This window comes from Enterococcus sp. DIV0756, from assembly GCF_051710745.1.
Lineage (GTDB): Bacteria > Bacillota > Bacilli > Lactobacillales > Enterococcaceae > Enterococcus_A.
In genome coordinates this window covers 609884-632727 of record NZ_JBIOLF010000002.1, presented here as the reverse complement: position 1 = coordinate 632727, position 22844 = coordinate 609884, and the positions used below count along the sequence as shown (strand labels likewise).

General features: G+C 41.0%; 20 protein-coding genes. 13 read left to right on the top strand and 7 right to left on the bottom strand.

Features of this window, described 5'->3' with window-relative positions; genetic code table 11:
- The first annotated feature begins 32 nt into the window (after window positions 1–32).
- The 4 genes from IGI44_RS19505 to trhA all read left to right on the top strand — a co-directional run bounded on the left by IGI44_RS19505 (window position 33) and on the right by trhA (window position 2801).
- On the top strand, window positions 33–1046 hold the full coding sequence (locus IGI44_RS19505; protein WP_438789600.1) for a methionine ABC transporter ATP-binding protein: 1014 nt from the start codon (window positions 33–35) through the stop codon (window positions 1044–1046).
- Window positions 1046–1708, top strand: coding sequence for a methionine ABC transporter permease (locus tag IGI44_RS19500; protein ID WP_438789599.1), 663 nt, complete (start codon window positions 1046–1048; stop codon window positions 1706–1708). Before IGI44_RS19505 ends, IGI44_RS19500 begins: the two co-directional genes overlap by 1 nt.
- Window positions 1709–1788: 80 nt before the next feature.
- Complete coding sequence (locus IGI44_RS19495) at window positions 1789–2076, top strand: hypothetical protein (protein WP_438789598.1); 288 nt, start codon at window positions 1789–1791, stop codon at window positions 2074–2076.
- An 89-nt stretch (window positions 2077–2165) separates the two neighbouring features.
- The gene (trhA, locus tag IGI44_RS19490; protein WP_438789597.1) at window positions 2166–2801 is read left to right on the top strand and encodes a PAQR family membrane homeostasis protein TrhA; all 636 of its coding nucleotides are present in this window, start codon (window positions 2166–2168) and stop codon (window positions 2799–2801) included.
- A 52-nt stretch (window positions 2802–2853) separates the two neighbouring features.
- Here the strand turns inward: trhA and IGI44_RS19485 are convergent, their stop codons facing one another.
- The 4 genes from IGI44_RS19485 to IGI44_RS19470 all read right to left on the bottom strand — a co-directional run bounded on the left by IGI44_RS19485 (window position 2854) and on the right by IGI44_RS19470 (window position 7076).
- Complete coding sequence (locus IGI44_RS19485; protein ID WP_438789596.1) at window positions 2854–4029, bottom strand: AI-2E family transporter; 1176 nt, start codon at window positions 4027–4029, stop codon at window positions 2854–2856.
- A gap of 314 nt (window positions 4030–4343) precedes the next feature.
- Complete coding sequence (locus tag IGI44_RS19480) at window positions 4344–5273, bottom strand: NAD-dependent epimerase/dehydratase family protein (protein WP_438789595.1); 930 nt, start codon at window positions 5271–5273, stop codon at window positions 4344–4346.
- Window positions 5258–5950, bottom strand: a complete 693-nt coding sequence (locus IGI44_RS19475; protein WP_438789594.1) for a type 1 glutamine amidotransferase domain-containing protein — start codon at window positions 5948–5950, stop codon at window positions 5258–5260. The genes IGI44_RS19480 and IGI44_RS19475 overlap by 16 nt, the downstream gene beginning before the upstream one ends.
- Window positions 5951–6203: 253 nt before the next feature.
- On the bottom strand, window positions 6204–7076 hold the full coding sequence (locus IGI44_RS19470) for a cation diffusion facilitator family transporter (RefSeq protein ID WP_438789593.1): 873 nt from the start codon (window positions 7074–7076) through the stop codon (window positions 6204–6206).
- Window positions 7077–7458: 382 nt separating this feature from the next.
- Between IGI44_RS19470 and IGI44_RS19465 the strand changes: the two genes are divergently transcribed.
- The 3 genes from IGI44_RS19465 to IGI44_RS19455 all read left to right on the top strand — a co-directional run bounded on the left by IGI44_RS19465 (window position 7459) and on the right by IGI44_RS19455 (window position 9021).
- The gene (locus IGI44_RS19465; protein ID WP_438789592.1) at window positions 7459–8160 is read left to right on the top strand and encodes a MarR family winged helix-turn-helix transcriptional regulator; all 702 of its coding nucleotides are present in this window, start codon (window positions 7459–7461) and stop codon (window positions 8158–8160) included.
- A 200-nt stretch (window positions 8161–8360) separates the two neighbouring features.
- Window positions 8361–8804 (top strand): GNAT family N-acetyltransferase, encoded by a 444-nt coding sequence (locus tag IGI44_RS19460; protein WP_438789591.1) that lies wholly within the window; start codon window positions 8361–8363, stop codon window positions 8802–8804.
- Between the two features lie 49 nt (window positions 8805–8853).
- The gene (locus IGI44_RS19455; protein ID WP_438789590.1) at window positions 8854–9021 is read left to right on the top strand and encodes a hypothetical protein; all 168 of its coding nucleotides are present in this window, start codon (window positions 8854–8856) and stop codon (window positions 9019–9021) included.
- A 47-nt stretch (window positions 9022–9068) separates the two neighbouring features.
- Here IGI44_RS19455 and IGI44_RS19450 read toward each other — a convergent pair whose 3' ends face one another.
- Window positions 9069–9476: a hypothetical protein gene (locus IGI44_RS19450; protein WP_438789589.1), complete on the bottom strand. Its 408-nt coding sequence runs from the start codon at window positions 9474–9476 to the stop codon at window positions 9069–9071.
- 314 nt (window positions 9477–9790) lie between these two features.
- The gene (locus IGI44_RS19445) at window positions 9791–9937 is read right to left on the bottom strand and encodes a hypothetical protein (protein ID WP_438789588.1); all 147 of its coding nucleotides are present in this window, start codon (window positions 9935–9937) and stop codon (window positions 9791–9793) included.
- Window positions 9938–10043: 106 nt separating this feature from the next.
- On the opposite strand from IGI44_RS19445, the gene IGI44_RS19440 reads away from it, so the two are divergent.
- Window positions 10044–10391, top strand: coding sequence for a hypothetical protein (locus IGI44_RS19440; RefSeq protein ID WP_438789587.1), 348 nt, complete (start codon window positions 10044–10046; stop codon window positions 10389–10391).
- Between the two features lie 116 nt (window positions 10392–10507).
- On the opposite strand, the gene IGI44_RS19435 is transcribed toward IGI44_RS19440, so the two are convergent.
- Window positions 10508–11206: a hypothetical protein gene (locus IGI44_RS19435; protein WP_438789586.1), complete on the bottom strand. Its 699-nt coding sequence runs from the start codon at window positions 11204–11206 to the stop codon at window positions 10508–10510.
- A 979-nt stretch (window positions 11207–12185) separates the two neighbouring features.
- On the opposite strand from IGI44_RS19435, the gene IGI44_RS19430 reads away from it, so the two are divergent.
- The 5 genes from IGI44_RS19430 to IGI44_RS19410 all read left to right on the top strand — a co-directional run bounded on the left by IGI44_RS19430 (window position 12186) and on the right by IGI44_RS19410 (window position 22841).
- On the top strand, window positions 12186–13289 hold the full coding sequence (locus tag IGI44_RS19430) for a tyrosine-type recombinase/integrase (protein WP_438789585.1): 1104 nt from the start codon (window positions 12186–12188) through the stop codon (window positions 13287–13289).
- 514 nt (window positions 13290–13803) lie between these two features.
- A complete protein-coding gene (locus tag IGI44_RS19425) occupies window positions 13804–15672 on the top strand; it encodes a SpaH/EbpB family LPXTG-anchored major pilin (protein WP_438789584.1) in 1869 nt (622 codons plus the stop codon).
- A gap of 66 nt (window positions 15673–15738) precedes the next feature.
- Window positions 15739–20268 (top strand): SpaA isopeptide-forming pilin-related protein, encoded by a 4530-nt coding sequence (locus IGI44_RS19420; RefSeq protein WP_438789583.1) that lies wholly within the window; start codon window positions 15739–15741, stop codon window positions 20266–20268.
- 1 nt (window position 20269) lies between these two features.
- On the top strand, window positions 20270–20977 hold the full coding sequence (locus IGI44_RS19415) for a pilin N-terminal domain-containing protein (protein WP_438789582.1): 708 nt from the start codon (window positions 20270–20272) through the stop codon (window positions 20975–20977).
- 100 nt (window positions 20978–21077) lie between these two features.
- Window positions 21078–22841 carry a class C sortase gene (locus IGI44_RS19410; RefSeq protein ID WP_438789581.1) on the top strand — a complete coding sequence of 588 codons (1764 nt, stop codon included), beginning with the start codon at window positions 21078–21080 and terminating at the stop codon, window positions 22839–22841.
- The last annotated feature ends 3 nt before the right edge of the window (window positions 22842–22844 follow it).

Below are 22844 nucleotides of genomic sequence, written 5' to 3'. Positions count from 1 at the left end.
GTTCGTGATACCAATGAGAAAGGAAGCCGCACATGATCGAACTTAGAAATGTATCAAAGATTTATCAGCAAAAGAAACGCCGGATCGAGGCGGTGAAAGAGGTCAGCTTAACCATCCAACAGGGCGAGATTTTCGGTGTGGTGGGGTATTCTGGCGCGGGAAAATCAACTCTGATTCGGATGATTAATTTTTTAGAGCCGCCAACAACAGGAAAAATTTTGATCAATGATCAGGATTTGGGTGAGCTGAACAAAAAAGAATTATTGTTAACTAGACGTAAAATTGGAATGATTTTTCAAGGATATAATTTGCTGTCAACAGCAACTGTTTATGAGAATATTGCTAAGCCCTTGAAGCTGGAGGGGGTGGCTAAAGAAGTGATCGCCGAGCGTGTAGACAAGTATTTGGACTTGGTAGGCTTAACGGATAGAAAGGACAATTATCCTGCCCAATTATCCGGTGGTCAACGGCAGCGGGTAGCGATTGCTCGAGCCTTGGCCCATGAGCCGGAAATATTACTATCTGATGAAGCGACCAGCGCATTGGATCCTGAGACGACGGAATCAATTTTGACGTTATTAACTAAAATTAATCAAGAACTGGGGATCACGATCTTTCTGATTACTCATGAGATTGATGTGGTACAGCGTATCTGTGATCGTGTCGCGGTGATGGAGGAGGGCAAGGTCGTAGAGGTAGGCCCTGTGATCGATTTATTTACCCGTCCTGAAGAAGAGACCACCAAACGATTCATTGGTGCAAATGATGGCTATAACGTCCCCGAGGAGGTCCTAGCGGCTTATAAGGGCAGTGGACGGCTGGTCCAGCTGCAATTTATTGGTGAGGAAGCGACAGAACCGATCTTGGCAAAGGTAGCAAAGGATTTTCCATTGAGTCCCAATATTCTCAGCGGGCATATCGGGTATTTGAAGGAGAAACGCCATGGACAGCTGCTTGTTCAGTTTGATGGCGGAACCGATGCCGATTTCCAAGCGGCGAAGGCATACATTCAAAGTCAAGGAATCATTGTGGAGGGGGTAGTCTAATGAGTGAATTTTGGAATCAATGGGGCAATGTCGTAATCGAAGGATTGGGTCAAACCCTTGTGATGGTGTGTGTCGCATTGGCTCTGTCGATTGTGATCGGGATACCACTTGGTGTGCTGCTTGTCATTGCTCGACCAGGGGGATTGAACAGCAATTTACCCCTTTATTCGATCTTGAATAGTGTCATTAATGTGCTGCGTTCATTGCCATTTATTATTCTATTATTCTTGATTTTACCCCTGACAAAATTAATTATGGGGACCACGATTGGCGTTCAGGGGGTATTGCTGCCGCTGATTATCTATACGGCGCCGTATTTGGCTCGTTTAGTGGAAACGTCACTTTTAGAGGTCGATGGCGGTGTAATCGAAGCGTACCAGGCGATGGGGATTAGCCATTTTCATATTATTCGCAGTGTGTTGTTGAGAGAGGCACGGGGTGGAATTATTCGCGGATTGACAATCGCTATGATTGGTTTGATCGGAGCGACGGCGATGGCGGGTCTAGTCGGAGCAGGAGGATTAGGCAGCATTGCTTATCAATACGGTTTCTTACGAAATGAGCCAGCGGTAATGTACACAACGATTATCTTATTGATTGTGCTGGTCCAGATCGTTCAGACATTAGGAAATACGATTGCTAAAAGCTTGGATCGCAGTTAGCGATAGGACGGTGAATCAGGGAGCGTTTTTCCCCGATTCACCGTTTTCTTTTTGCTATAATAGGGTCGGAGGTGAGCGCGTTGAAGGCAAAGGATTTATTGACCGCGATCCAGGTGGATGCGACAGGTGAGCTGAAAAAGCTGTCTTCCTATACCTATGTTTTTGTAAATGATGGCGGCAAACAGACGAATCAGTTAACGATCAAAACAGAAGACGCTAAGATTATTTTACAGAAGCAGCAAAATCAGCGGTTAACGCTGAATGAATTGATCAAGGTGCTGAATACCGCCAAAGAATCAGAGATTTACGCGGGAGATGAGCTGGTTTTTGGCTATAAATTAGTTAAAGAAGGCATCGTTTTAGGATAATTGACTTTATCTAGTTTTTGAAACTAGATTGAATTATTTCGTTAACTATGATATAGTGTCTTTAATAAATTATCTGAGGTGACAAATAAATGAATACACAATTTAGTCGGAAATATCTGATCACGAATGAAGTGTTGAATGCGATTACGCATGGTGTGGGTGTGGTGTTGAGTATTATTGGGTTTGTTTTTCTGCTGAAGAAGGCCGATAGTGGACTGCATTATGTATCATTTATTATCTATGGCGTCTCGCTACTGTTGCTGTTTTTAGCATCGACGCTGTATCATAGTTTGATTTTTACCAAGGCAAAGAAGGTCTTTCAGGTTTTTGATCATTGCTCGATCTATCTGTTGATCGCCGGGACCTATACGCCATACTGTTTACTCTATATTAAAGGAACAATCGGGATTGTTTTGTTGAGTATTATCTGGCTGGCGGCAATCGTCGGGATTGTCTACAAGAGCCTGACCTTAAGCAAAGTGAAATCGGTCTCGAAATTATCCACGATCATTTACAATGTAATGGGCTGGGCAGTCGTGATTGCTTTACCAAGCCTTTACCAAAGTGTTGGTCTGAAGGGCCTGCTATTATTAGTTGGCGGCGGCGTCGCCTATTCTGTCGGATCGGTCTTTTACAGCATGAAAAATCGCCGATACATGCATGTTGTCTGGCATTTGTTTGTGATGCTGGGCGCGATGCTGATGTTCTTTTCAATCTACTTATAAAAAACTAAACAAAAATGAGTTGTCTCCAAATGGCGGAGACAACTCATTTTTTTTATAGATAATCATCTTCAGAAAAGCCAGTGTTGCGATAGGCACCTTCGTCAGCGAAGTACTTATTATAGCGCTGTTTGAATTTGCGGAAGGTGAAGACGACGAACAGTTTGATCATGGAGTAGATCGGGATTCCAAAGATCACACCGACCAATCCTAACAGATCGCCCATGACCAATAATACAACCAAGATCGTGATTGGATGTATCTTCAATTTGTCTCCCATGACCCGTGGTACGACTAAATCTCCATGAAGCAGCTGGACGACAAACCAGGCAATCACAAATTTTACCACCATCAAGTTTGAATCCTGAAAAGCGATGAACATCCCTGGTAAGAAGGCCAGAAATGACCCAATGTAGGGGATGATACTCAAGATTCCAGCAGCCAGAGCGATGACGGTTGCAAATTCCAGCCCCAGCAGCAGGAAGACGACCCAATAAATCAATCCTAGTAACAAGGAGGCGATGACTTGTCCTTTTAGAAAGGCGCCTAATTGTTGATTTGCGATTCTGATTAAGGCACTGGAGTCCTTTCTGAACCGCGGTGGGATCAGTTCGATCACGGCATTGTACAATTTATGCGGACTTTGCAGCAAAAAGAAGGCGATGATCGGTCCGGTAAACAAGGTAATGGCGGTACTGGAGACGGCAGAAAAGATCGTTCCTAAGCCTTTGGCACCGTCCTGCCAATTTTTCCCTAGATAGGTGAGCGCTTCTTTTGCCAGCTTGTCCAATGAATCCAACGCCTGGTCAGAGGATGTCGCAAATGGTGTCGCATCCAAAATATTCCGGATCGATTTCTGAAAATCGTCGACGTAAGAGGGAAACTGTTTAATCAAATCCTGCGCTTGGTCTTGGATGACTGGCACTAGCCGTGCACCACCGAAAAACAGTACACCGAGAATCACGACATAAGTGAGGATGATGCCAATGGTTCGTGACAAGCCTTTTTTACTTAAGAAATTGACCACTGGATTCAGTAAATAATATAGCAGCAAGGCAAAGACCATCGGCGGCAGTACCGTGGTAATAATTACTACTAACGGTCTGAAAATGAATGAAACAGTATTCAATAAATAGATAGCTAAAGCACTTAAAATAATCAAACCAATGATATAGTACGAGGTTTTCCCGCCAAAAAATTGGATAATTTTTGAGGGTTTTTCTTTTTCCATGGACCAATGCTCCTTTTCGATTGAATGATCGACTTTTCATTAGAAAAAGTCTTTGTTTTAAAAACAACCTTCAACAATTAGTATACCGAATGTTCGGAACACTGTATACTTTTGACGTCTTTTGACTAGAAAGCTGTTGGGATCATCGTTTTGATTGGGGGATTCTTTGGCGTAAGCAACGGAAGGAGGTGAATGATCAAGGGTGCTCTAGGAAAAACTAAAAAGCAGCCTGAGTATCCTGAGATCTCAGCGCTGCTTTAGAAGAAAGGGGATCAAAGAAGGTGTGCACTGCTTCTCTAATCCCGTTTTTGTCATCATTTTGAGTTCGCTTCATTGAGTATTTGGGAGAGCCCTTCTTCAAGCGTGGTGATGGTGAAATCTGGAAAGGCCTTTTTGAATTTATCAGAGATAAAAAGATTATCGACGGCATATCTAGGCAGTAATTCATCTAATTCACGTACCTCTTTACTGAAAGGCTTGACTAATTTAAATTGCCAGAGAGGAATCGTTTTATACTTGATCGGTCTGTTTAGAAGTTCCTCAGCAATAGCAATCATATCCAGATACGTATGGGGTTCGTCACAAGGCAAGTGCCAGGTCTGACCGAAGGCGCTGGGCGTGTTTCCGATCAACGCCATTGCGCGACTAGCATCAGGGGTCCAGATCAATGTTCGCAGCGTATGATTGTTCACAGGAATCTTCGCGGGTTTATTCGCCTTAATGGCATTTAGAAATAGCGTATTGGTGATGCTTTGCGTTTTTTCTGGACCGTAGAATTCTGGCGCTCGACAAATGACGGCTTCTAAGCGATTCTGGGCCATTTCTTTCAGCACAAGATTCGCCATGTCAGAACGAACGACTGCTTTTCTGCCTTTTGGAGAAAATGCCAGCCCTTCTATCTGCGGGGTACTGTCTTTTGGATACATATAGGTATTGTCAAAGAAGACAAGTTTGCTTTGAGATTCCTCACAGGCCTTTAGGACATTTTTCGTGATTTGCATAAAGTTTGTTTCCCACAGTTCAGAGTCCTTGGGCAACCCAACGGTAAAATAAACAATCTCGCTGCCTTCAATCGCGTGTTTGGCTTGAGCGTAGTCCATCAAATCTGCCGGAACTAATTGATCTGTTGGGTTGATTTTTTTAGGATTCCGGCTGACTAATCGAAGCTCCTTTGTGTAATTGGTGTATAATTCTTTCGCTAATTCATAGCCGATTTGGCCATTACTGCCTAAGATTGTTTGCATGTTTCTAACTCCTCTAGATATAATTTTGCAACTGCACGTACCGAAAACGGATTTTGTCCCGTGATGATCCGACCATCTTTAACCGCAAATTCTTTATAGAATCGCTTTTTTTGAAAGAGGGCGTTTCGTTTTTCTGCTTCCTCTTGATTGAAGAAGGGTACCACATGTGTTTTTCCGGCCAATCGTTCTTCGGATTGAGTAAATCCTGTAATCTTTTTCCCAGAAATCAAAAACTTGCCCTCTTTATCTTTGATATTAAATAACCCGGCGATCCCATGACAAACAGATAAGAGATACCCATTATTTTCATAAATAACAGATGCAATTTCTTGCAGTTCTTTATTATCAGGAAAATCCCACATTACACCATGTCCTCCAGTGTAATAAATGGCATTGTAATTCTTCGGATTGATCTCGTTTGGTTTTTTCGTGTTTACTAAGCCTTCATGGATGAAATTTTTGTCCAAATAAACCTTCATAATGGCCGCATTTGTATACTTCATGCTTCTAGGGTCTAAAGGGACGAAGCCACCTTGAGGACTGACAAAATCAACCTCAATCTTTTGTTTAGCCAGCTCATCAATAAATTCAACGCTTTCTCCCAGCCAAAGGCCTGTCGGTTTGTCTGTTCCGGCGTACTTTTGAACATTTGTTTCAACAATCAATACTTTTTTCATAACAATCCCTCTCATCGATTATTTTTCTCTTTTTATACGTTTTAATCGAGTGGTCGATCCACGGAAGCATCCCTCTATGGTTCAATGGTTTAAGAAATTAAACCATAAAAACAAAGTTAGTGCAATCAATTCGAGTTACCTGTTGGAATTTTAGCGTGCTTTAAGGGTAATTTGATAAAGGAGAGAGAGAAAAAAACAGGCGCTCGTTTTTATTGATCCGCAACGTAAACGGTTCAATAGAAGGAGAGTCTGCTTATTTACTGGGTTCGACATGGACATCAGTTTCGAAGACATGAAATTCTTTTTGTAACAGCTCCTCGATCTGATCGGCTACATCGTGGCTTTCTTTGACAGTCAACTCAGGTTTCATCGTGACGGTGATATCGAGATAAATATTGGCACCGTAGCTCCGCCCTTTGATACTTTTAACGGCTTGAACCTGTTTGATTTGGCTGATCGCTTCATTGTATTGATCCAACTGTGTCTGATCAAAGCCATCAGAGAGTGAAAAAACACTTTCTTTAAAAATATCAATGGCAGTTTTCAAAATCAACAATGCCACCACGATCGCGGCCGTACTATCAAGCCAGCCTAAGTTAAAGGAAGCCGCAAAAACCGCGATGGCCGTACCGATACTGGTCCATGCGTCACTCCGATTGTCCTTAGCAGCGGCCAGTAATCCAGGACTTTTAACTTCTTCGGAGAGGCGTTTATTGAAGAAATAGACCCCATACATAATAATAGCTGAAAGAATTCCGATGATCGCAGCTGTCATATCTGGCGCTTCCGTATTTTTATGGACCACGGAGAGAATCGAGCTGTAAAGCACCTGCAAGCCCACTAACAACATAATAAAAGAAGTCACAAGACTAGCAACATTTTCTGCCTTCCAGTGTCCATAGCGGTGCTCTTCATCCGCGGGCTTTTGTGCGATTCGCAAGCCGATCAGAACAGCGATCGAGGCAAGGATGTCTGTGAAATTATTCAAACCATCGGCTCGTAAGGCTTCAGAGTTGGCTAAATTGCCTACTATCAGTTTCATGGCGGAGACTAGGATATAAGCGACAATACTGATCAACGCTCCCAGCTCAGCTTTTTTTAATTGTTCGTAACGGTTATTTACCATTTTCTACACCCCAAAAAATAAAATGTTTTATCACTATACACTTTAGTTCATCGTGAAAACAAGTGATTTTTTAAACTGTAATGATTTTGGGGCAGCTAAACTATTTTCCGATCACTGCCATGAAAAGACCTTCTAAGCTTAGCTAATTTTATTACACAGGACACCTTTTACCTGCTTTTAGAGCATTTAAGTCAAAAAGGGAGACGCGTTAAACCTTGCTATAAGAGGCTTTTAAAACTTTTTTGCGGAAAAATCATCAAAAAAAGTAAAAGTTTTTCTATTTTATTCATTGACAATGATTAGGTACCGAAGTATACTAAGGTCAAATAAAAGGTTAGGTACCTAAAATATAGGTACCGAAACAAAGAGAGGATGAGTGACGATGAGCGAGTATACGAAAGAATTATTGAAGCGTCTGTCCTATGTAGGGAGTGCCAGTCGCCGGTTGATGGATGTCGGCAATTGCCAGAAAAGTGCCCCAACTCAGCAGTTGGTCTTGGATATTTTAGCAGAAGAGGATGGTGTAACTTCTGGGGTATTAGCAGAGATTTTGGACATGCGCCCCAGTTCAGTTACTGAGATTTTGAATAAATTGGAAAATCGCGGGGAGATCGAACGTCGGGAAGATGAACAGGACAAACGAATCAAGCGCATCTACATCACGGAAATCGGTCGCGAAAAGGCGGACCTGAACAAACCGCAAGAACGCTCAGAAGAATTCTTCGCCGGCTTAACGGACGAAGAACTGCATACCTTGGATCAATTATTGAATAAGGTGATTGATGGCTGGAGCGAAGATTTCGGTGGTCGACCTGAATTTCCAAACGATCCATTTGAAGCGATCGAAGCGCTAAAAGCCATGAAACTTCAGTTTGAGCCGCACATGAAAGAGCTCGGACGGATGTCACAAGCCGAACGCCGCCAAATGAAACGGGCGTGGCGAGAACAAATGCGTAACCAATTCGGCAGAGACGGCTTTGGCCCTGGGCCATTTGGTCCAGAACATCCTCGAGGGCCAAAAGAAGCTCCTCGAAGAAAAGACCCGCACGATCAGCCCAATAATAGCGATTGGGAAAATTGGTAAAATACACGGCTTGAAAATTAATACAGTAATATGAAAAAGGATGTCAGTTCCACTTTTTCCAGTTTATACGGTGAGTAATCGAATAAAAAGAGAAGGTACACATAACAAAAGAACAACTAGTGGAATGATATACGGCTTGAAAATCAACCTAATTTTTCCTAGGAAAAATTAATACAGTAATATGAAAAAGGAGGTCGTTGATGATGAAAATTGAAATGGCTGAATTGTTTAGTAAGGAACACATGAATGCAGTGAAATTACGCAAGCAAGTTTTAGGTGGAAAATTCGACTGGGAGAAAGAAAAAAACTTATATGTTTTTGTTGCACTTGAAAACGACGAAGTGATCGGAACAGCTGCGATCCAGCTGTATCCCTTTGGTATCGCGCGTATCCGTCAAGTAGCGGTAGCGCCAGAATATCAGGGACAGCACATTGGGGATCAACTAATGAATAGCGTAGAGGAATTCGCCCAAGAGCAAGGGCATTTGCGCATCATTTTGACAGGACGTAAAACGGCTCAACTGTTTTACATGAAACGCGATTACCATCGGATGTTGTTTTCATTCAGAAAACACGAGATTGACTTTTTATGGATGACGAAGACATTGCCAGCAGTGGAAGTCCCTGTTTTTTCGGAAAATTAGCAGAACAATTGTCCGCCTCTTAGCATTATGAAAAAGGAGGAAATTTACGATGAAGGAGCTATTTGATCCAAGAAAAAAAGAAAACGAACCAAAGAAGCATACGGGCAAGGAGTTTGAAAAACTTCGGGTCGAACTAGAAGCTAAATCACGGCTCTTCACCACGACACTGGGAATGGTGAACTACCAAAAATACCATGAGCTATATGATTTAAGTTAAAAATAAAAAAGGATTTGAGAAAGTGTCTGACCTTCTCAAATCCTTTTTTAGAGAATCTGGAGTAAAAAGACGACCCCAACAATGACAGCAACGCAACTAAACAGGACAATGATTACTCGTTTCGTGATTCGATTCTGGATCGAAAGGGTATTGACAATACCCAGAATAGAAAAGAGGCCCATCAGCGCAATCAGCACGTTGCAAACGAATGGATAATAGTTAAATGGCAGGGGCGTATAGATTGCTACAAAAGGAAATAGACATAAACAACCGAGAAGAGACAGGATCGTAAAGCCGATAAAGAGCAACGATCGTGCCTTTTTATTTTTGATCAGGATCGCCGAGGCAGTTCCCCCAAAAATACTGATTAGGATCGACGACAATCCGAACAAAAGAATCGGCAGAATAATGGCACATAGAATGAGGGGAAGCAGAATCAAGACAACATGAAACATAGGCACACTCCTTTTTCATTTTATTTCTGTTCATAACTCCTCCAATGGACGAATTTTTCAGCTGCTATTTTTTAACCATTACAGCGGAAAAAAGAGACGGACATTTCTTCAACAAACACCTAGTTTCATTATCTGTGAAACAAGCAAGAGAAACAACCGCTTCGAAACATTTTGTTCGTTTGATTTTTTGAGAACCATCAACTGGAGTTTTCTTTGTTAAATATAAGTCAAAAATGCTTTTATCAAGGATTTTAAGCCAGAAGAGTGATTTCAGAAGCACAAAAAAACAGCGGAGACTTATCCACTGTTTCGGTTTACCTTGCGTGAAACACCTGATGCAGCAGCTGAGAAATAAGAACAATCACGACAATCCCAATGATTGCTGCGAACAACGAATGTTGTCCAAACAACAGCCAGAGAATGATGGCGATAAGTTCCAATCCAAAGATCACATAGGCCATTTTTATCCTCTTTTCTTTTTGCAAAGGATAGTCGTTTGGGGGTGAAAACGTCAACTTGTTTGTTTCTGGTATACTTTAGAAAATGGGAATTCGAGGAGGCGTGTGTATGTTCAATGAAATCTGTATCTATGAAGCCAAGGTCACTAAACAGGAGGAAATTGAAGCGTTGATGGAAGAGGTCGCGGAATTTTATTTAAAGCAAGAAGGAGTCATTGCTGTCCACTATATCAAACGAACGCATCGGCAAAAGGATTTCAATGCGGTAAAAGCGGGAGAACCTCCGATTCGTCTTACAAGGAATGTCGGCAAGGTAACTTATGTCTTATATTGGGTGTTAGAGGATGAAGCGACCCATGCGCGAATCTCCAAAGCGGCTCTAGAAAAGTTTTATAAACGTTGGAACCGCTGCTTAACCACGATGCCTAAAATAATTTTAGGAGAGAATATCGTTTAACAGGTAAATTTAGAGGTTGTGAAAGAGCTGCTTAAAGAAGCTACTTCTGCTACACCGTTAATTCAGAATAAAGAGCTGTGACGTATCTTGTCACAGCTCTTTGTTCGCTTTAAAATTTACTGCACTGCCTCCAGCATGACATCCATCTGATCAGGTCCTACATTCCCTGCATAGTTAGGGGTAATAAGGGATAATCCGCCATTTCTATTATTGATCAAATACATCACATTGCTTTGACCGTGCATGCCGTTGCCGACAAGATGTTTTGTCAGTGTGATTTGGGTATTCACTTTAACTGTTCGAATGCCGCTGCCATCATGAGAAGAAATACGAATTTCTTTGGTAGGAATCGTATCGGCTTGAGCAGTGAACTGATTATTATAAGTGGGGTTGCTTGCAGGAAAATCCAGAGTCATTTCACCATTGTTTTCCAGAATGATCGTGCGAGGAACATTCCCACCACCAAGATTGAAGGTCACAGGATAGCTTAATTGAGTAACATCTACTGCATAGGGTGCTGCTTGATTAACGGCCGGACTTTCCGATGATTCGGAACTGCTGACAGATGTTTCCATATGGTTAGTGCTTCCTGCGGCTTCAATCGAGTCACTGCTAACGGAGCTTGTTGAGCTAGTGGTCGTTTCAACAGTTTTGGAACTGCTGTTATTTTTAGAGCTGCTTGTGCTGGTTAATTTGGTGACACTTGATTCAGAGGATTTCGTTTCTTTAGTTGTTTCTTTTTTGTTATTGCATCCTGCTAAAAATAGCATACAGATAATTGCGAGGAGGACTATTCCACTCATTTTTTTTAACATATTCTCAATCCTTTATTTAGTGAATTGCCTGTAAAATGTGATAATTAAGCTATCAGTGGTATAAAACGAAAGAGCGCTAGCACTCTCCGAACAGTAGCAAATGAAACAGATCACAAATATTGGCAACTATTATTTTAAAGCAAATGAATCAAAAAATACATCTTCAATAATCTGCATAATAATAATAGGGAATGATTATTTTAAGTGTGTTTTTTTAAATGGATAGAGAGTAGCTCATCGGATTGGAGATAGCGAATACATGTAGAAAATTTAGAGGAACGAAGCTTCTTGAGACCCAGAAGATAAGATAAAAGGGAATTGAGTTGTAACGAGTAATGGTCGAATGGGTTCTTTAAAAATGGTGGAAGTTCTTGTTGTTATACTCGTAAGGGACGGCTATTTGGTGGATTTAAACGATTATCCTCTTGCAATCCACTTCGCCGCTGAATAAGCGCTGCTAAGTTAAGAAGGAATCAAGTCAGCATTCAACGAGAATGATGGCATACACTGGTTAAAGTAATCGAATAATTTAATTTTTTAAAAAATAAATAAAAAATATAATTAAAACGTTATAAAAAACTGTATTTATTTTATTTAGACATATAATATAAAGGCATCTTTCCCTTTTTTATAGGATAGATGCCTTTATTTTTTTAGCAAATAAAAATAAATACTCGTTGGGTAAGCAAAAATAAATGTGCATAAACATTACTTAGTCTTATAAAAAACTAGAAATAGCAAGAACTAAATGAAATATATTAACTTATTTGTGGGATATATCAAAAACAATTCATAATGCAATTATATATTATTAATTATTAATAGGCAATACACTTCATTAAAATAATTATTTTTAAGCAGTTGCATAATAGGAAACTAAGATATGAATATATTTTAAGGCGTTTTTACTAATAATTTAGAAAAAAACACGTAAATATACACCGTCTGTTAAGCCGTCAAAAATAGGAGGAATCAACACATGCGTAGAGGTGAAAATATCTATCTAAGAAAAGATGGGCGTTGGGAAGGACGATATCCCAAAGGCCGAAAATTAAATGGACGAATTAAATATGGGTATGTATATGGAAGAAGTTACACTGAAGTCAAAGAAAAACTGTACCCTCTGCGGATTCGTTACCAATCGCTTCAACGAATTCAAGGAGTCTCTGCAGGAACCTTTGGAGAATGGGCTTCCGTGTGGCTAAAGGAAGTGCAAGAAGATGTTAAGCCTTCGACCCTTTCAAGCTACTATTATAAGCTAACAAAATATGTCTTCCCATTTATCAAGGAAGTTCCATTAAACGAGCTCACCTTTGAAACGGGAAAAATATTATTAAATCAGCTTCAAAAGAAACTTGCCAGATCGACTGTTCTGGTCATCTTTCGCATCGTAAATAAATGTTTGAATCGAGCAAAGAAAAATGGCAAACTCCATGCTAATCCGTTTTTAGAACTAAAAATGCCAAAAGCAAAGCAAAAGAAAGTTCGAGCCTTGACGTTGACCGAACAAAAAAAAGTCATGGAAATTGCTTCTAATGAAAAGAAAGGACGAGGAATCCCTGTTTTGTTGGCCTTGTATTCAGGTCTGCGGATAGGAGAAATCGCTGCACTAAAATGGGCAGATATTGATTTTGAGACAAATTTGATGTATGTGCAACACACGTATCAACGAATTCCCTCGCTTCATTCCACGAAAAAAACACAGTTGATTCTGGCGGATTCAAAGACGGAAGCGTCCGTACGGGTGGTCCCTATCGGTAAAACATTAAAACGGCTGCTGCTTCAGCATCGTAAACAATCAAAAGGCAGCTTTGTCTTTTCTACCAACGGACAACCTTGTGAACCGCGACTGTTGACCTATCATTTTCACCGAATTCGCTTGAAAGCGGGGCTAATACAAGTTCATTTCCATCAATTGCGTCATACTTTCGCAACGCGTTGCCTTGAAGCAAGAAAAGACATTTCTTCAGTTAGCGCGTTATTAGGTCATGCATCGACCCAAATGACTCTCGATACTTATGTTGACGCGATGTTGGACCAACGCTACCGAGTCATCAAGGAATTAGACCGAATGATCAGCTGAATAAGAGTGAAACTGTTTTCAAAAAATTAGAAATCACTTTTTGGGAGGAGTTCCTTTTACACAAACCAAGAAAGCGCTTTCTAAAAAGTGTAATTTATTTTCTAGTAACTATTGCTAGATAACTATGATTATTTTTTAAGAAAACAAGCGTACCACTAGAAAAGAATCAGTTGCGCCGTCAGTTCTCGTCAAAGAGTGCTGAAAACCTCTTTACATAAAGGTTTACAGCACTTTTCTAGTTTTTTATAAGACTAAGAAGAAATGATACTTAAATTGTACTGAAAACGTGTGATAGTAAGAGAAAAAATGATGAACTTATTCATGTTTTGAAAGGAGGTATGTTTATCGAAGGACAGACATACTAATTTTTATGATTTCCCAATACCCAAGAAGAAGGCGAATTCTCCTAGGTATTGGAAAAATGAATATATGAGAAATTTGGCGGTAACCACTTCTCATATATCCATTTTACTTAATTTGGTAATAAAAACAAAGAATAGTAAAGGAGTTTATTATGAAGAATAAGAGAAAATGGATAAGTAAAGCGGCAATGACGTTAGGCGTGCTGACAATGTTGGGATCGGCAGGTGCTGGATTAGGGTCCATCGCCTATGCAACACCGGATGTACCTTATGTGAGTACAAATGCGGTTTCAGATGATACTTCTGATCGTACGATTACCCTTTGGAAATATGAAATCAATAGTTCGGCTGAATTAGGTGAACGCGGCGATGGTGAAAAGATCGATCCATCGAAAACACCGGATACAACAGGGAAGAAATTGATGGGAGACGTGGAATTTGAAATTGTCCGTGTCATTCCTGTAGAAACATCACCTGGAGTGTATAAAAAGTTAGAAGATCCAACTAAGCAAGTCGAAGGGACAGATTATACAATCGACCCTACCTTTACAGCAATTAAACAAAAGACGGGCGACCATACGACAGGTGCTGGCTTTGGTACAACGACATTTAATGTCGGCAATGGAAAAGCGGCCGATGGAATTTATTTGATTCGTGAAGTGCCAAATGCAAGTAATGAATACACATACACGGATGAAAATGGAGAAACCAAAAAAATCTCTACACCAATGCAACCGTTCTTTGCTTACTTACCACAAACCAAACGTGATTCTGAGAATGAATTGATTTACGACGTTCATGTGTACCCGAAAAATATCGTGACCGATAGTAAAGGGGACAAAACGGTAGAAGGGCAAAAAGGCTACTCTATCAAAGCAGGTCTGCCTTTCCAATGGGAAGCAACAGTCAAACTTCCAACTGGTTTATACAGTGAAATTACAAAAGATATGACCATTACGGATCGAGTGGACGCAAATGGCGATCCGCTACCGGATTTAGTGATTACTGCATCACCATCAAGTCCTTATGATTTGTTTGCGGATCATTTCTACATTCACGATGAACTGAACGAAGAATTGCATTTGGACAATGTTGAACTAGAAGTTCTAGACAAAGGAACACCTGCAACATGGTCGAAACTAGTTTTAGGCACTGATTATACCGTGACCGTTGATGGTACAGCAAAAACCACTGCGCCAATTACGAAGGTCAAGGATGACACACCGACAGACGTTAAGATTGAATTAACGCAAGCGGGAATGAAAAAGATCGAAGGCAACTATACGGATATTCGAGCAATCTACCATGTTCACACAGATGTCGATTTTAACGGTACGATCGAGAATGAATTTGACTATGGCTATTTAATTCCTGGTCAAAAACCATTTACGGATACCCCGGAAGACAATCCAGAATACTACGATGGTGGCTTCACGATTGACAAGACAGAAGAAGATAAAGACAAGAAGTTAGCAGGGGCAGTATTCTATATTGCAACGAGTGAACAAAATGCCAAAGATGGAATCTTCTTGGCAACGGATGGAAATTCATACCGCTTAAAAGCGGATCCGAAAGACCCAACAGGAAAGCCTGCACAAACACCACCTTCACCAGCGTATTTCTTAACAGATACAACCGATGTGAATGGGCATGCGCAATTTGATGGTTTGCAATTGGATTGGTATACAGAGTCTGGGAATAATTCGAAACAGGATGCAGATATTCCTTCAGAAGCGACTTGGCCAAAAACAGATCCAGGTAACGGCGATCCATTTATTTCAAAAGATTACTGGTTAGTGGAAACAGAATCACCAGATGGTTTTGAATTGTTGAAGACACCGACAAAAGTAACGGTCACACTTGATCCAAATGATACAAAAGTTCACGTGGAAAACAAATCACAAACCAAACTACCATTCACCGGTGGCACTGGCACCATGTTACTAGTCATCATCGCCATCGGCGCAATCACTATTGGTACTGCATCAATCGCAATTGATAAAAAACGCCGTCAAGCTTAAAAACAGGACTATTGTAGAGAGGACGAGAATATGAAGCAGAGAAAGAGAATTTTAAAGAGGCTAATCATGATCTTGCTTCCAGTCATATTCCTACTAGGTATCTTTTTTAAGATATCTAGTAGTGGCCCTTTACAAGCAAATGATACGGCAAAGCAGGAACAAACTAATGAAAAGAAACCTGTGGTAGATGTTGAAACCAAAGAAGTAGATGGCAAGACTATTATGGTAGTTCCGACAGAAAAAACGGATAAAAAAATTTCTCAGTTGAACAAAGAGAATTACGAGCCAAATGAGAGCTTAATTACACCTGTAGTCGCGTTATCAGAAAATCTGTCAGGAAGTTCTAAGGAGACAAAAAGGTCAACGAAAACAGGGGATGTCCAAATTCCTAAAGCAAATGTCAAAGTAATTGATGGTGCGGCTACATTCGATAGTGACAATAATCCAGGTCACGATAAAGATGGGTCGAATAATATCGTTCGTTCATTTGATCAAATTTCTTATCTGCTTGATTTTTCTGTTCAAAATATGAATGTGGACAGAACGTACACGAATATTAAATATCGAGTAACAGCGAAATTACCTGATGCGATTACACTGATGGCGGATGGGACAACTCCGCAGGTAAATGCAGAAATTGCAAATGGGAAATCCTATCATCCGGATGGGACTCCTATGACAAATGACGACATTGGGCATGGTTATTCGGAAGGGATTGTAGAGTCTTCTATTTCTAATACGGGACAAGTCTTTATTCCTGTTGTTGTCAATGTTTTTGGGGCACCTCATGGGCAACAATTGGAGCCCCAAATAGAAGTAACAATCCTCAGTGCAGAGCGTAAAAAAGATGATGGAACAATAGAAACAATAATGATTGATGAGACTTATGATGAAACAGATTTTTCAAGTCTAGGACCTGCAGCAACAAGTGTCTCTTCTAAACCGAATATTATGGTGCAACTACAACAAGGGAAAATTCAAAATTCATCAAAAGTTTTTGATAAAAATCCATCAACAATATTATCAGATACCTACAACATCGGTGTTGTTACAACTTTAAAACCTTTGGACGAGCATGCTGAGTTTTCTAATCCCTATGTTGGTGTTTGTTATCCTAAAGGCACAATCAGTTATTCCTTTAGTTCTGCAGGATCATACAGTGGAAGCACAACGAGTGGCAATTTAACTCCTGGTGTATCAATGACAAAACCAGGGATAGGTGCCTATGCTCCAGCAACTTTAAATCGAACAGCGTCATTTACTGACAACCTTAATGAGGGGTTGAATCTTTCTAGTTTGTCAACTTTACATGTACCCAATGCTAATACAGAGAAGATATTCATGACTGCACCAACAACTGATCTTAACGAAAAAGGTGTCTATTATTCTGGAGATTTTACTGCTTCAAAGGCTGGATCTGTGACGAATAGTGACTATATCCCCGTACAAAGCAACTATATCTATGATATGGTTGGAAACGCGGTTAAAAAGGATTGGGCGACAGCTTTTTCAAGCTTAGAATTATTAATGTATTGGAATAGGACGACAACAGAGAACTTTTTAGGATCTTCATTTGATGGAGTTTATGGTATTGACCTTTCAGTTGAATCTGTCACTTTCGATGGAATAACGGTTGACAATACAAAGGGAAATGCTGCGTACAAGGTATCTTATTCATCACCAAAACGTCCTACCGGAGGAGGGTCTGGTGGAGTATCCTTTTATGGACGTAATCCTCCTGCGGACCCAAATACAAACACATTTAAACTTGGAAATCAAACAGTTGTAACTTCGGGGACAGGCTACTATTCTGCCTCTCCTGATACTGATTACGCTGGGGAGAATACAGGGAATGAGATACTAAATGTTGAAGATAAAAACGTATATTTTTCTTCATATATTCAAGAACCTCGGCCTTCTTTTCACGATTTTACTACGATAGACCAAATTTTGATGTGGGATCCATCGGCTTTTCAATATGATGAGTCACGCTATTTTTATGTTGGGAATAGAAATGCTGTAATTGGTGAAAATATTACTTTTAAGTATGGTGTCGCAAAGACAGCAGATACCCCATGGAAAACAGGGACCACTAAACAATCGATACCAGCACAATATGGTAAGCCCGCTACGACGGCTGTCGTAGCCCAAGTGAAAAGTTACGATGAAACCTACAACGATCAATTTGCATGGTTTGATACGCCAAATCAAGCGAGAACCTATGCAATGGCTAACTCTACCCATGCAGGAATAGGCGGTAAGTATGGAGATAGTGATGGGATATCAGCAGTAAGAATTCACTATGAGTTTTCACATATAGGAACTAATAGTGGTAATGTCACGTCACAAGCGGTACCAGTAAAAGTAATTCAAAAAACCGGAGGGGTAGTTTCCCCAGCAGGAAATACCCTAGCAGGATTAACAGTAAAAAAGATGTATAATCCTGAAACTGGTAAAAAAATTGAACCTGGAATTGATACCCCAAGTAATGTTGCTCAGTACAATAATGGGAAATACCTGATTACGAACTATAATTCTGACGGTACTGCACCTATTGCACAACGTCCGATGCAACTATGGAATTGGATTGGCACGTCAGCTTTTATTAGACCTTTCTACATTAAAACGGATACTAATGTCATTAATGCGCAGTATATAACGGATCAAGATATTGATATTAAAGTTAAGGGATATCTTGAAGGGGCAGATTCATCAAGCTATGATACGGCTTTTAATACGACGTTACCAAAAGGAATATCGTACAAGAATGATTCTTCAGTAGATGCACAAGGAAACTCATTGCCTAATCCTACTATTACTGAGAATCCAGATGGAACGTCTACCTTGCGCTGGGTTTTTCCAAAATCGGACTTTGATCAAGGAACAGAAGTGAACTTCAAAGCAACATCTGACATCTCCAAGTTAAACTTTGATGATACTGGTTTAACATCAAATCTTACGGTGAATACCGTCGGAGAGATGTGGATAACTGGAAGTCCAGACAATAAAGACAATTCTTCCGAAAAGAGTCGTTCTTCTTCTGATAGCTTTAGAGAAAAGTTAGATCAACAACTGATACTCACTAAAGAAATTGATAAAGAAGTGATTGAGGTAGGTACAAATGATCCTGCAGATTCTGATTCTACTAGTAGTACGGACTTTAATTATACAGTTACAGGGGAGAATAATTCGATCCAAGATCTCCCAACACTAAAGCTGTTGGATGTCCTTCCTTATAATGGAGACAGTCGAAAGACGAGCTTTAACGGGAGCTATAGTGTGCAATCTGTGAAAGTAACATTGGTTGATTCAAAAGGAAAAACACTGCCCGCTCCTGCGTCATCGAAGCTTTACTTTACGACAACTACACCAAGTGCTGGAACCTATGATGAAAAAACGGATCCTAATAAGATCACGGGATGGACAGAGGCAACTTCAAGTGTACCTGTTTCTGCAAGCACTAAAGGCCTTTTGGTAGAGGCGAAAAATATTCCGACAGGCGGAAAAATTATATTAAAGCTTTCTCTTCGACCAAATGGGAAACAACTGGCGGGAGATGTATATCGAAACAATGCACGAATGAACTCTGTGATCGATAACCCTGTCACTTCACAGGTAGTAGAGACCAAAGTTTATGGGCGTGATCTAACTGGTTATGTCTGGTATGACGACGATTATAATGGGCTAATTGATCCAGCAGAAGCGCCAGTCGGAAATATTCCAGTGAAGCTGTATCGAACAAGCTATAAGAATGGCAGTTATACGAACGAATTAGTAGAAAAAAGCTTGACTGGTGAAGCATTTATTGACGGTTCTGGTGACTCGTTGATCAAAACGGGCACCGATGGGAACTACACCTTCAACAATCTGCCAGAAGGTGAATATATTGCGCGATTCATGGTTGATGACATCGTGACCACACAAAAGATTGCGATCGTTACCAAAAAGTTGGAAGGTATTGATTCGAAATTGAATTCCAAAGCGGATCCAACGACCTTCAAGACGGATGATTATGATTTACCAGTGGTTGAGGATTTACCAGGGAAAGTCGTTTCTGGTGAGTATATCCATCATACAAAGGATGTCAATGCAGGACTGACACCTCTATCAAAAATCCGTATCTTCAAATATGAAGAAGGCTCAGTCATTGATGTGAATGGAGATGGGACATTAGAACCCGAGGAAATCGAAGCGAGCACCACCAATGCTTTAGAGGGTGCCGAGTTCCAACTGTACAAAGGAAAGAAAGACGATCCAGATACGGTCAAAGATGAAAATAAAATCGGACCGATTCACGTGACAGATAAGAATGGTTGGTTGGAGTTTGTTAGTTTACCTCCAGGCGATTACACAATTGTCGAAACGAAAGCTCCTTCTGGATTCGAGTTGTTGAAAGAGCCAATCGAAGTACACGTGCCGACATACAATTACATTGCGATTGTCCATGTTCCGGATAAAGGCCACACCAAACTACCATTCACTGGAAGCACCAAAGCCATGCGAATCATCTTAATCGTTGCTGCTTGTCTCTTAGTCATCGGCATGACTGGCGTTTTCCTACATTTTCGACCGATCAAAGTAAGGGGAGGAAACTAAAATGAAAAAACTACGTCGTTTGTTGTTCTGTTTGTTCGTTTCTTTCCTGAGCTTTGGTGGGGTGGTCGCTGCTCATGCCGAAGCAGAAGCCACAGAAAATACGGGATATAACATCTATATACAGAAATATAAGATACTGGATTTTGCCAAGATCGAGAGTACGTTGCCGTTGGATGGAACGAAGGTCGATCAAGTGAAGGATGCGGATGGGAAGAATTTGGACCCGTTGCCGGGGATGTCCTATGAGATTACTCGTGTTACCCCGATTCAAGGTGCTTCCGGGTTTGAACCTGTTCAAGGGGATGGGGCTTTTACCACGACAGTGACTACGGATGAGAAAGGGCTTGCCCATGCAGGTAACCTCGTTCAAGGGATGTACCAGATTGTGGAAAAGGAACATGCGCAGCTAAAAGATGTGATGGAACCCGTGATCGTCGAGCTGCCGTTTCCTCAACAGACAGGGGAACCCTTGAATGAAGTCTACATTTATCCGAAGTCCAGTGTAGTCGGCGATACCCCTAAGTTGCCAGTAACCAAAGGACCGGATGGGACACCAATCGAAGTCGATGAAAAGGGTGAAATCAAACGCTTGCCGCAAACCAGTGGGAATATCGGAACAGCTCAAGTGCTGATCTGGATACTAGCGATGATTTTCGCCATGGGCGGCTTTGGGATGTTGAGTATCCATCGAAAGAAAGACGTTTTTTAAGAGGTAATTGATGCATCATTACTGAAGAAAGAATCTAGGATGCGTAATTTTTGGTATCCTTGGATTCTTTCTTTCAAATTGTTGGAAAGAAGGGCCCGTCATGAAAAAGCTGAAAAAGAATAAGAAACCCCAAAGAAAGCATTCTTTTTTAAAGATTTTCGCGATCATCATGATCGTGGGCGGTGTGTTAACCCTTCTGTATCCAATTGTTGGGAACTATTTAGCTAATCGTGAACGCAGTCAGGCGGTTTCTGAATACGATGACACAATGAAAAAGATGTCCCAGAAAGAAAAAGACGAACAATGGGCGTTGGCGAAGGCTTACAACGAATATATCTACAATAAACAAGAAGGATTACCGAAGGGTGATCCGGTGGTTTACAACAAGATCATGAAACAAGGGGATGTCATGGGCACCGTGGACATTCCGTCGATTGATATCAAACAAATGCCTTTTTTTCACGGCACGTCCTTTAAAACATTGGAAAAGGGTCTCGGTCACTTTGAACCCACATCGATTCCGATCGGTGGGAAGAATACCCATTCGGTCATCACGGGACACAGTGGGGTCAAGAACCAAGTCTTGTTTACGGATATACGTAATCTAAAAGAAGGCGATTTGTTTTTTATCAATATTTTAGGCAAACGTTTGGCCTATGAGATCGATTCCTTTGAAGAGATTCTGCCAAGCGATGTCGATAAGGTCAAGATACATAAAGGAAAAGACAAAGTCACACTATTGACTTGTACTCCTCCAGGGATTAATACCTTTCGATTGTTAGTCACCGGGCACCGGATTGATTACAAAGCGGCTGTGAAGCGAAAAGTCAAGAAACGCAACACCTGGAGTTATCAAAACATTGTTCTGGCAACACTTGGCTTGAATGTCGCGATCTTCGCCTTATTGATGGGCTTGTATCGTCGCTTCATCAAACGTTTCCGATCGGAAGATCCGATTGTTTCAGCGAAAGCTCGTAAGAACTTGAAACGTCTATTTACAGTAACGAAGACGCTCTTCATTATCCTGTTCATTACCATGACAGCCGTATTGATCACCGCGATTTATGGCTATCTTCATATGGAACAAGAACCGGCATCGACGGCAGTCAATGTCGGAGCGACAGAGGAGTTGAGTTCCTACAATATCGACAAGGTCCAAAAGGCAAACTACGGCGAGAAACAAATTGCCAGTGTCAAAATCTCGGATTACGCCAAAGCGAAATCCGTGGTTCAAACCACTACTAATAACTGGGGCATTGGAAAGATCGTGATTCCCGATGTCTCGATTGACTTACCGATCCTCGCCGGGATGGCCAATGAAAACCTGTTAACAGGAGCGGCGACCTACCGCTCCGATCAACAGTTAGGCAGAGGAAATTATGTGGTGCTGGCCCACAATATTTTTGACAAAGATGTCTTATTGCATCGAATTCAAGACTTAAAAAAGGGACAATTGATCTACACAACGGACTTCAAGAACGTCTATGTCTACGAGGTTTCTTTGAACAAGATCATCGAAGAGACCGAGGTTTCTTATGTAGAAAAAGAACCGAAAAATGGGATCGCGAAACTGACGTTATTACGCTGTGAAGGCGATATCGGTACGATCTATCGGCGACTTGTTCAAGGAAATCTCAAAAGCGTCGAGCCGTTGCATGATGCAGAAAACGAGCTATTTAAAAAAATGAAACTGAAGCGCGACGACGAAACAATCGACGGCACGATCGTGAAAAAGGACCCGGTGTCCGAACCCGAACGGGTGAGTATGACGCTGGCAGCCAAGATCATTTCTGATCCGATGCAGACCGTTGTGCCATTGTTCTTACTATTCTTATTACCGATTTTATTCTTTAGTCTGATTTAGAAG

Coding starts and splice junctions, on each gene's coding strand:
- IGI44_RS19505 (WP_438789600.1), top strand. CDS start 33: ATGATCGAACTTAGAAATGTATCAAAGATTTATCAGCAAAAGAAACGC.
- IGI44_RS19500 (WP_438789599.1), top strand. CDS start 1,046: ATGAGTGAATTTTGGAATCAATGGGGCAATGTCGTAATCGAAGGATTG.
- trhA (WP_438789597.1), top strand. CDS start 2,166: ATGAATACACAATTTAGTCGGAAATATCTGATCACGAATGAAGTGTTG.
- IGI44_RS19485 (WP_438789596.1), bottom strand. CDS start 4,029: ATGGAAAAAGAAAAACCCTCAAAAATTATCCAATTTTTTGGCGGGAAA.
- IGI44_RS19480 (WP_438789595.1), bottom strand. CDS start 5,273: ATGCAAACAATCTTAGGCAGTAATGGCCAAATCGGCTATGAATTAGCG.
- IGI44_RS19475 (WP_438789594.1), bottom strand. CDS start 5,950: ATGAAAAAAGTATTGATTGTTGAAACAAATGTTCAAAAGTACGCCGGA.
- IGI44_RS19470 (WP_438789593.1), bottom strand. CDS start 7,076: ATGGTAAATAACCGTTACGAACAATTAAAAAAAGCTGAGCTGGGAGCG.
- IGI44_RS19465 (WP_438789592.1), top strand. CDS start 7,459: ATGAGCGAGTATACGAAAGAATTATTGAAGCGTCTGTCCTATGTAGGG.
- IGI44_RS19460 (WP_438789591.1), top strand. CDS start 8,361: ATGATGAAAATTGAAATGGCTGAATTGTTTAGTAAGGAACACATGAAT.
- IGI44_RS19455 (WP_438789590.1), top strand. CDS start 8,854: ATGAAGGAGCTATTTGATCCAAGAAAAAAAGAAAACGAACCAAAGAAG.
- IGI44_RS19450 (WP_438789589.1), bottom strand. CDS start 9,476: ATGTTTCATGTTGTCTTGATTCTGCTTCCCCTCATTCTATGTGCCATT.
- IGI44_RS19445 (WP_438789588.1), bottom strand. CDS start 9,937: ATGGCCTATGTGATCTTTGGATTGGAACTTATCGCCATCATTCTCTGG.
- IGI44_RS19440 (WP_438789587.1), top strand. CDS start 10,044: ATGTTCAATGAAATCTGTATCTATGAAGCCAAGGTCACTAAACAGGAG.
- IGI44_RS19435 (WP_438789586.1), bottom strand. CDS start 11,206: ATGTTAAAAAAAATGAGTGGAATAGTCCTCCTCGCAATTATCTGTATG.
- IGI44_RS19430 (WP_438789585.1), top strand. CDS start 12,186: ATGCGTAGAGGTGAAAATATCTATCTAAGAAAAGATGGGCGTTGGGAA.
- IGI44_RS19425 (WP_438789584.1), top strand. CDS start 13,804: ATGAAGAATAAGAGAAAATGGATAAGTAAAGCGGCAATGACGTTAGGC.
- IGI44_RS19420 (WP_438789583.1), top strand. CDS start 15,739: ATGATCTTGCTTCCAGTCATATTCCTACTAGGTATCTTTTTTAAGATA.
- IGI44_RS19415 (WP_438789582.1), top strand. CDS start 20,270: ATGAAAAAACTACGTCGTTTGTTGTTCTGTTTGTTCGTTTCTTTCCTG.
- IGI44_RS19410 (WP_438789581.1), top strand. CDS start 21,078: ATGAAAAAGCTGAAAAAGAATAAGAAACCCCAAAGAAAGCATTCTTTT.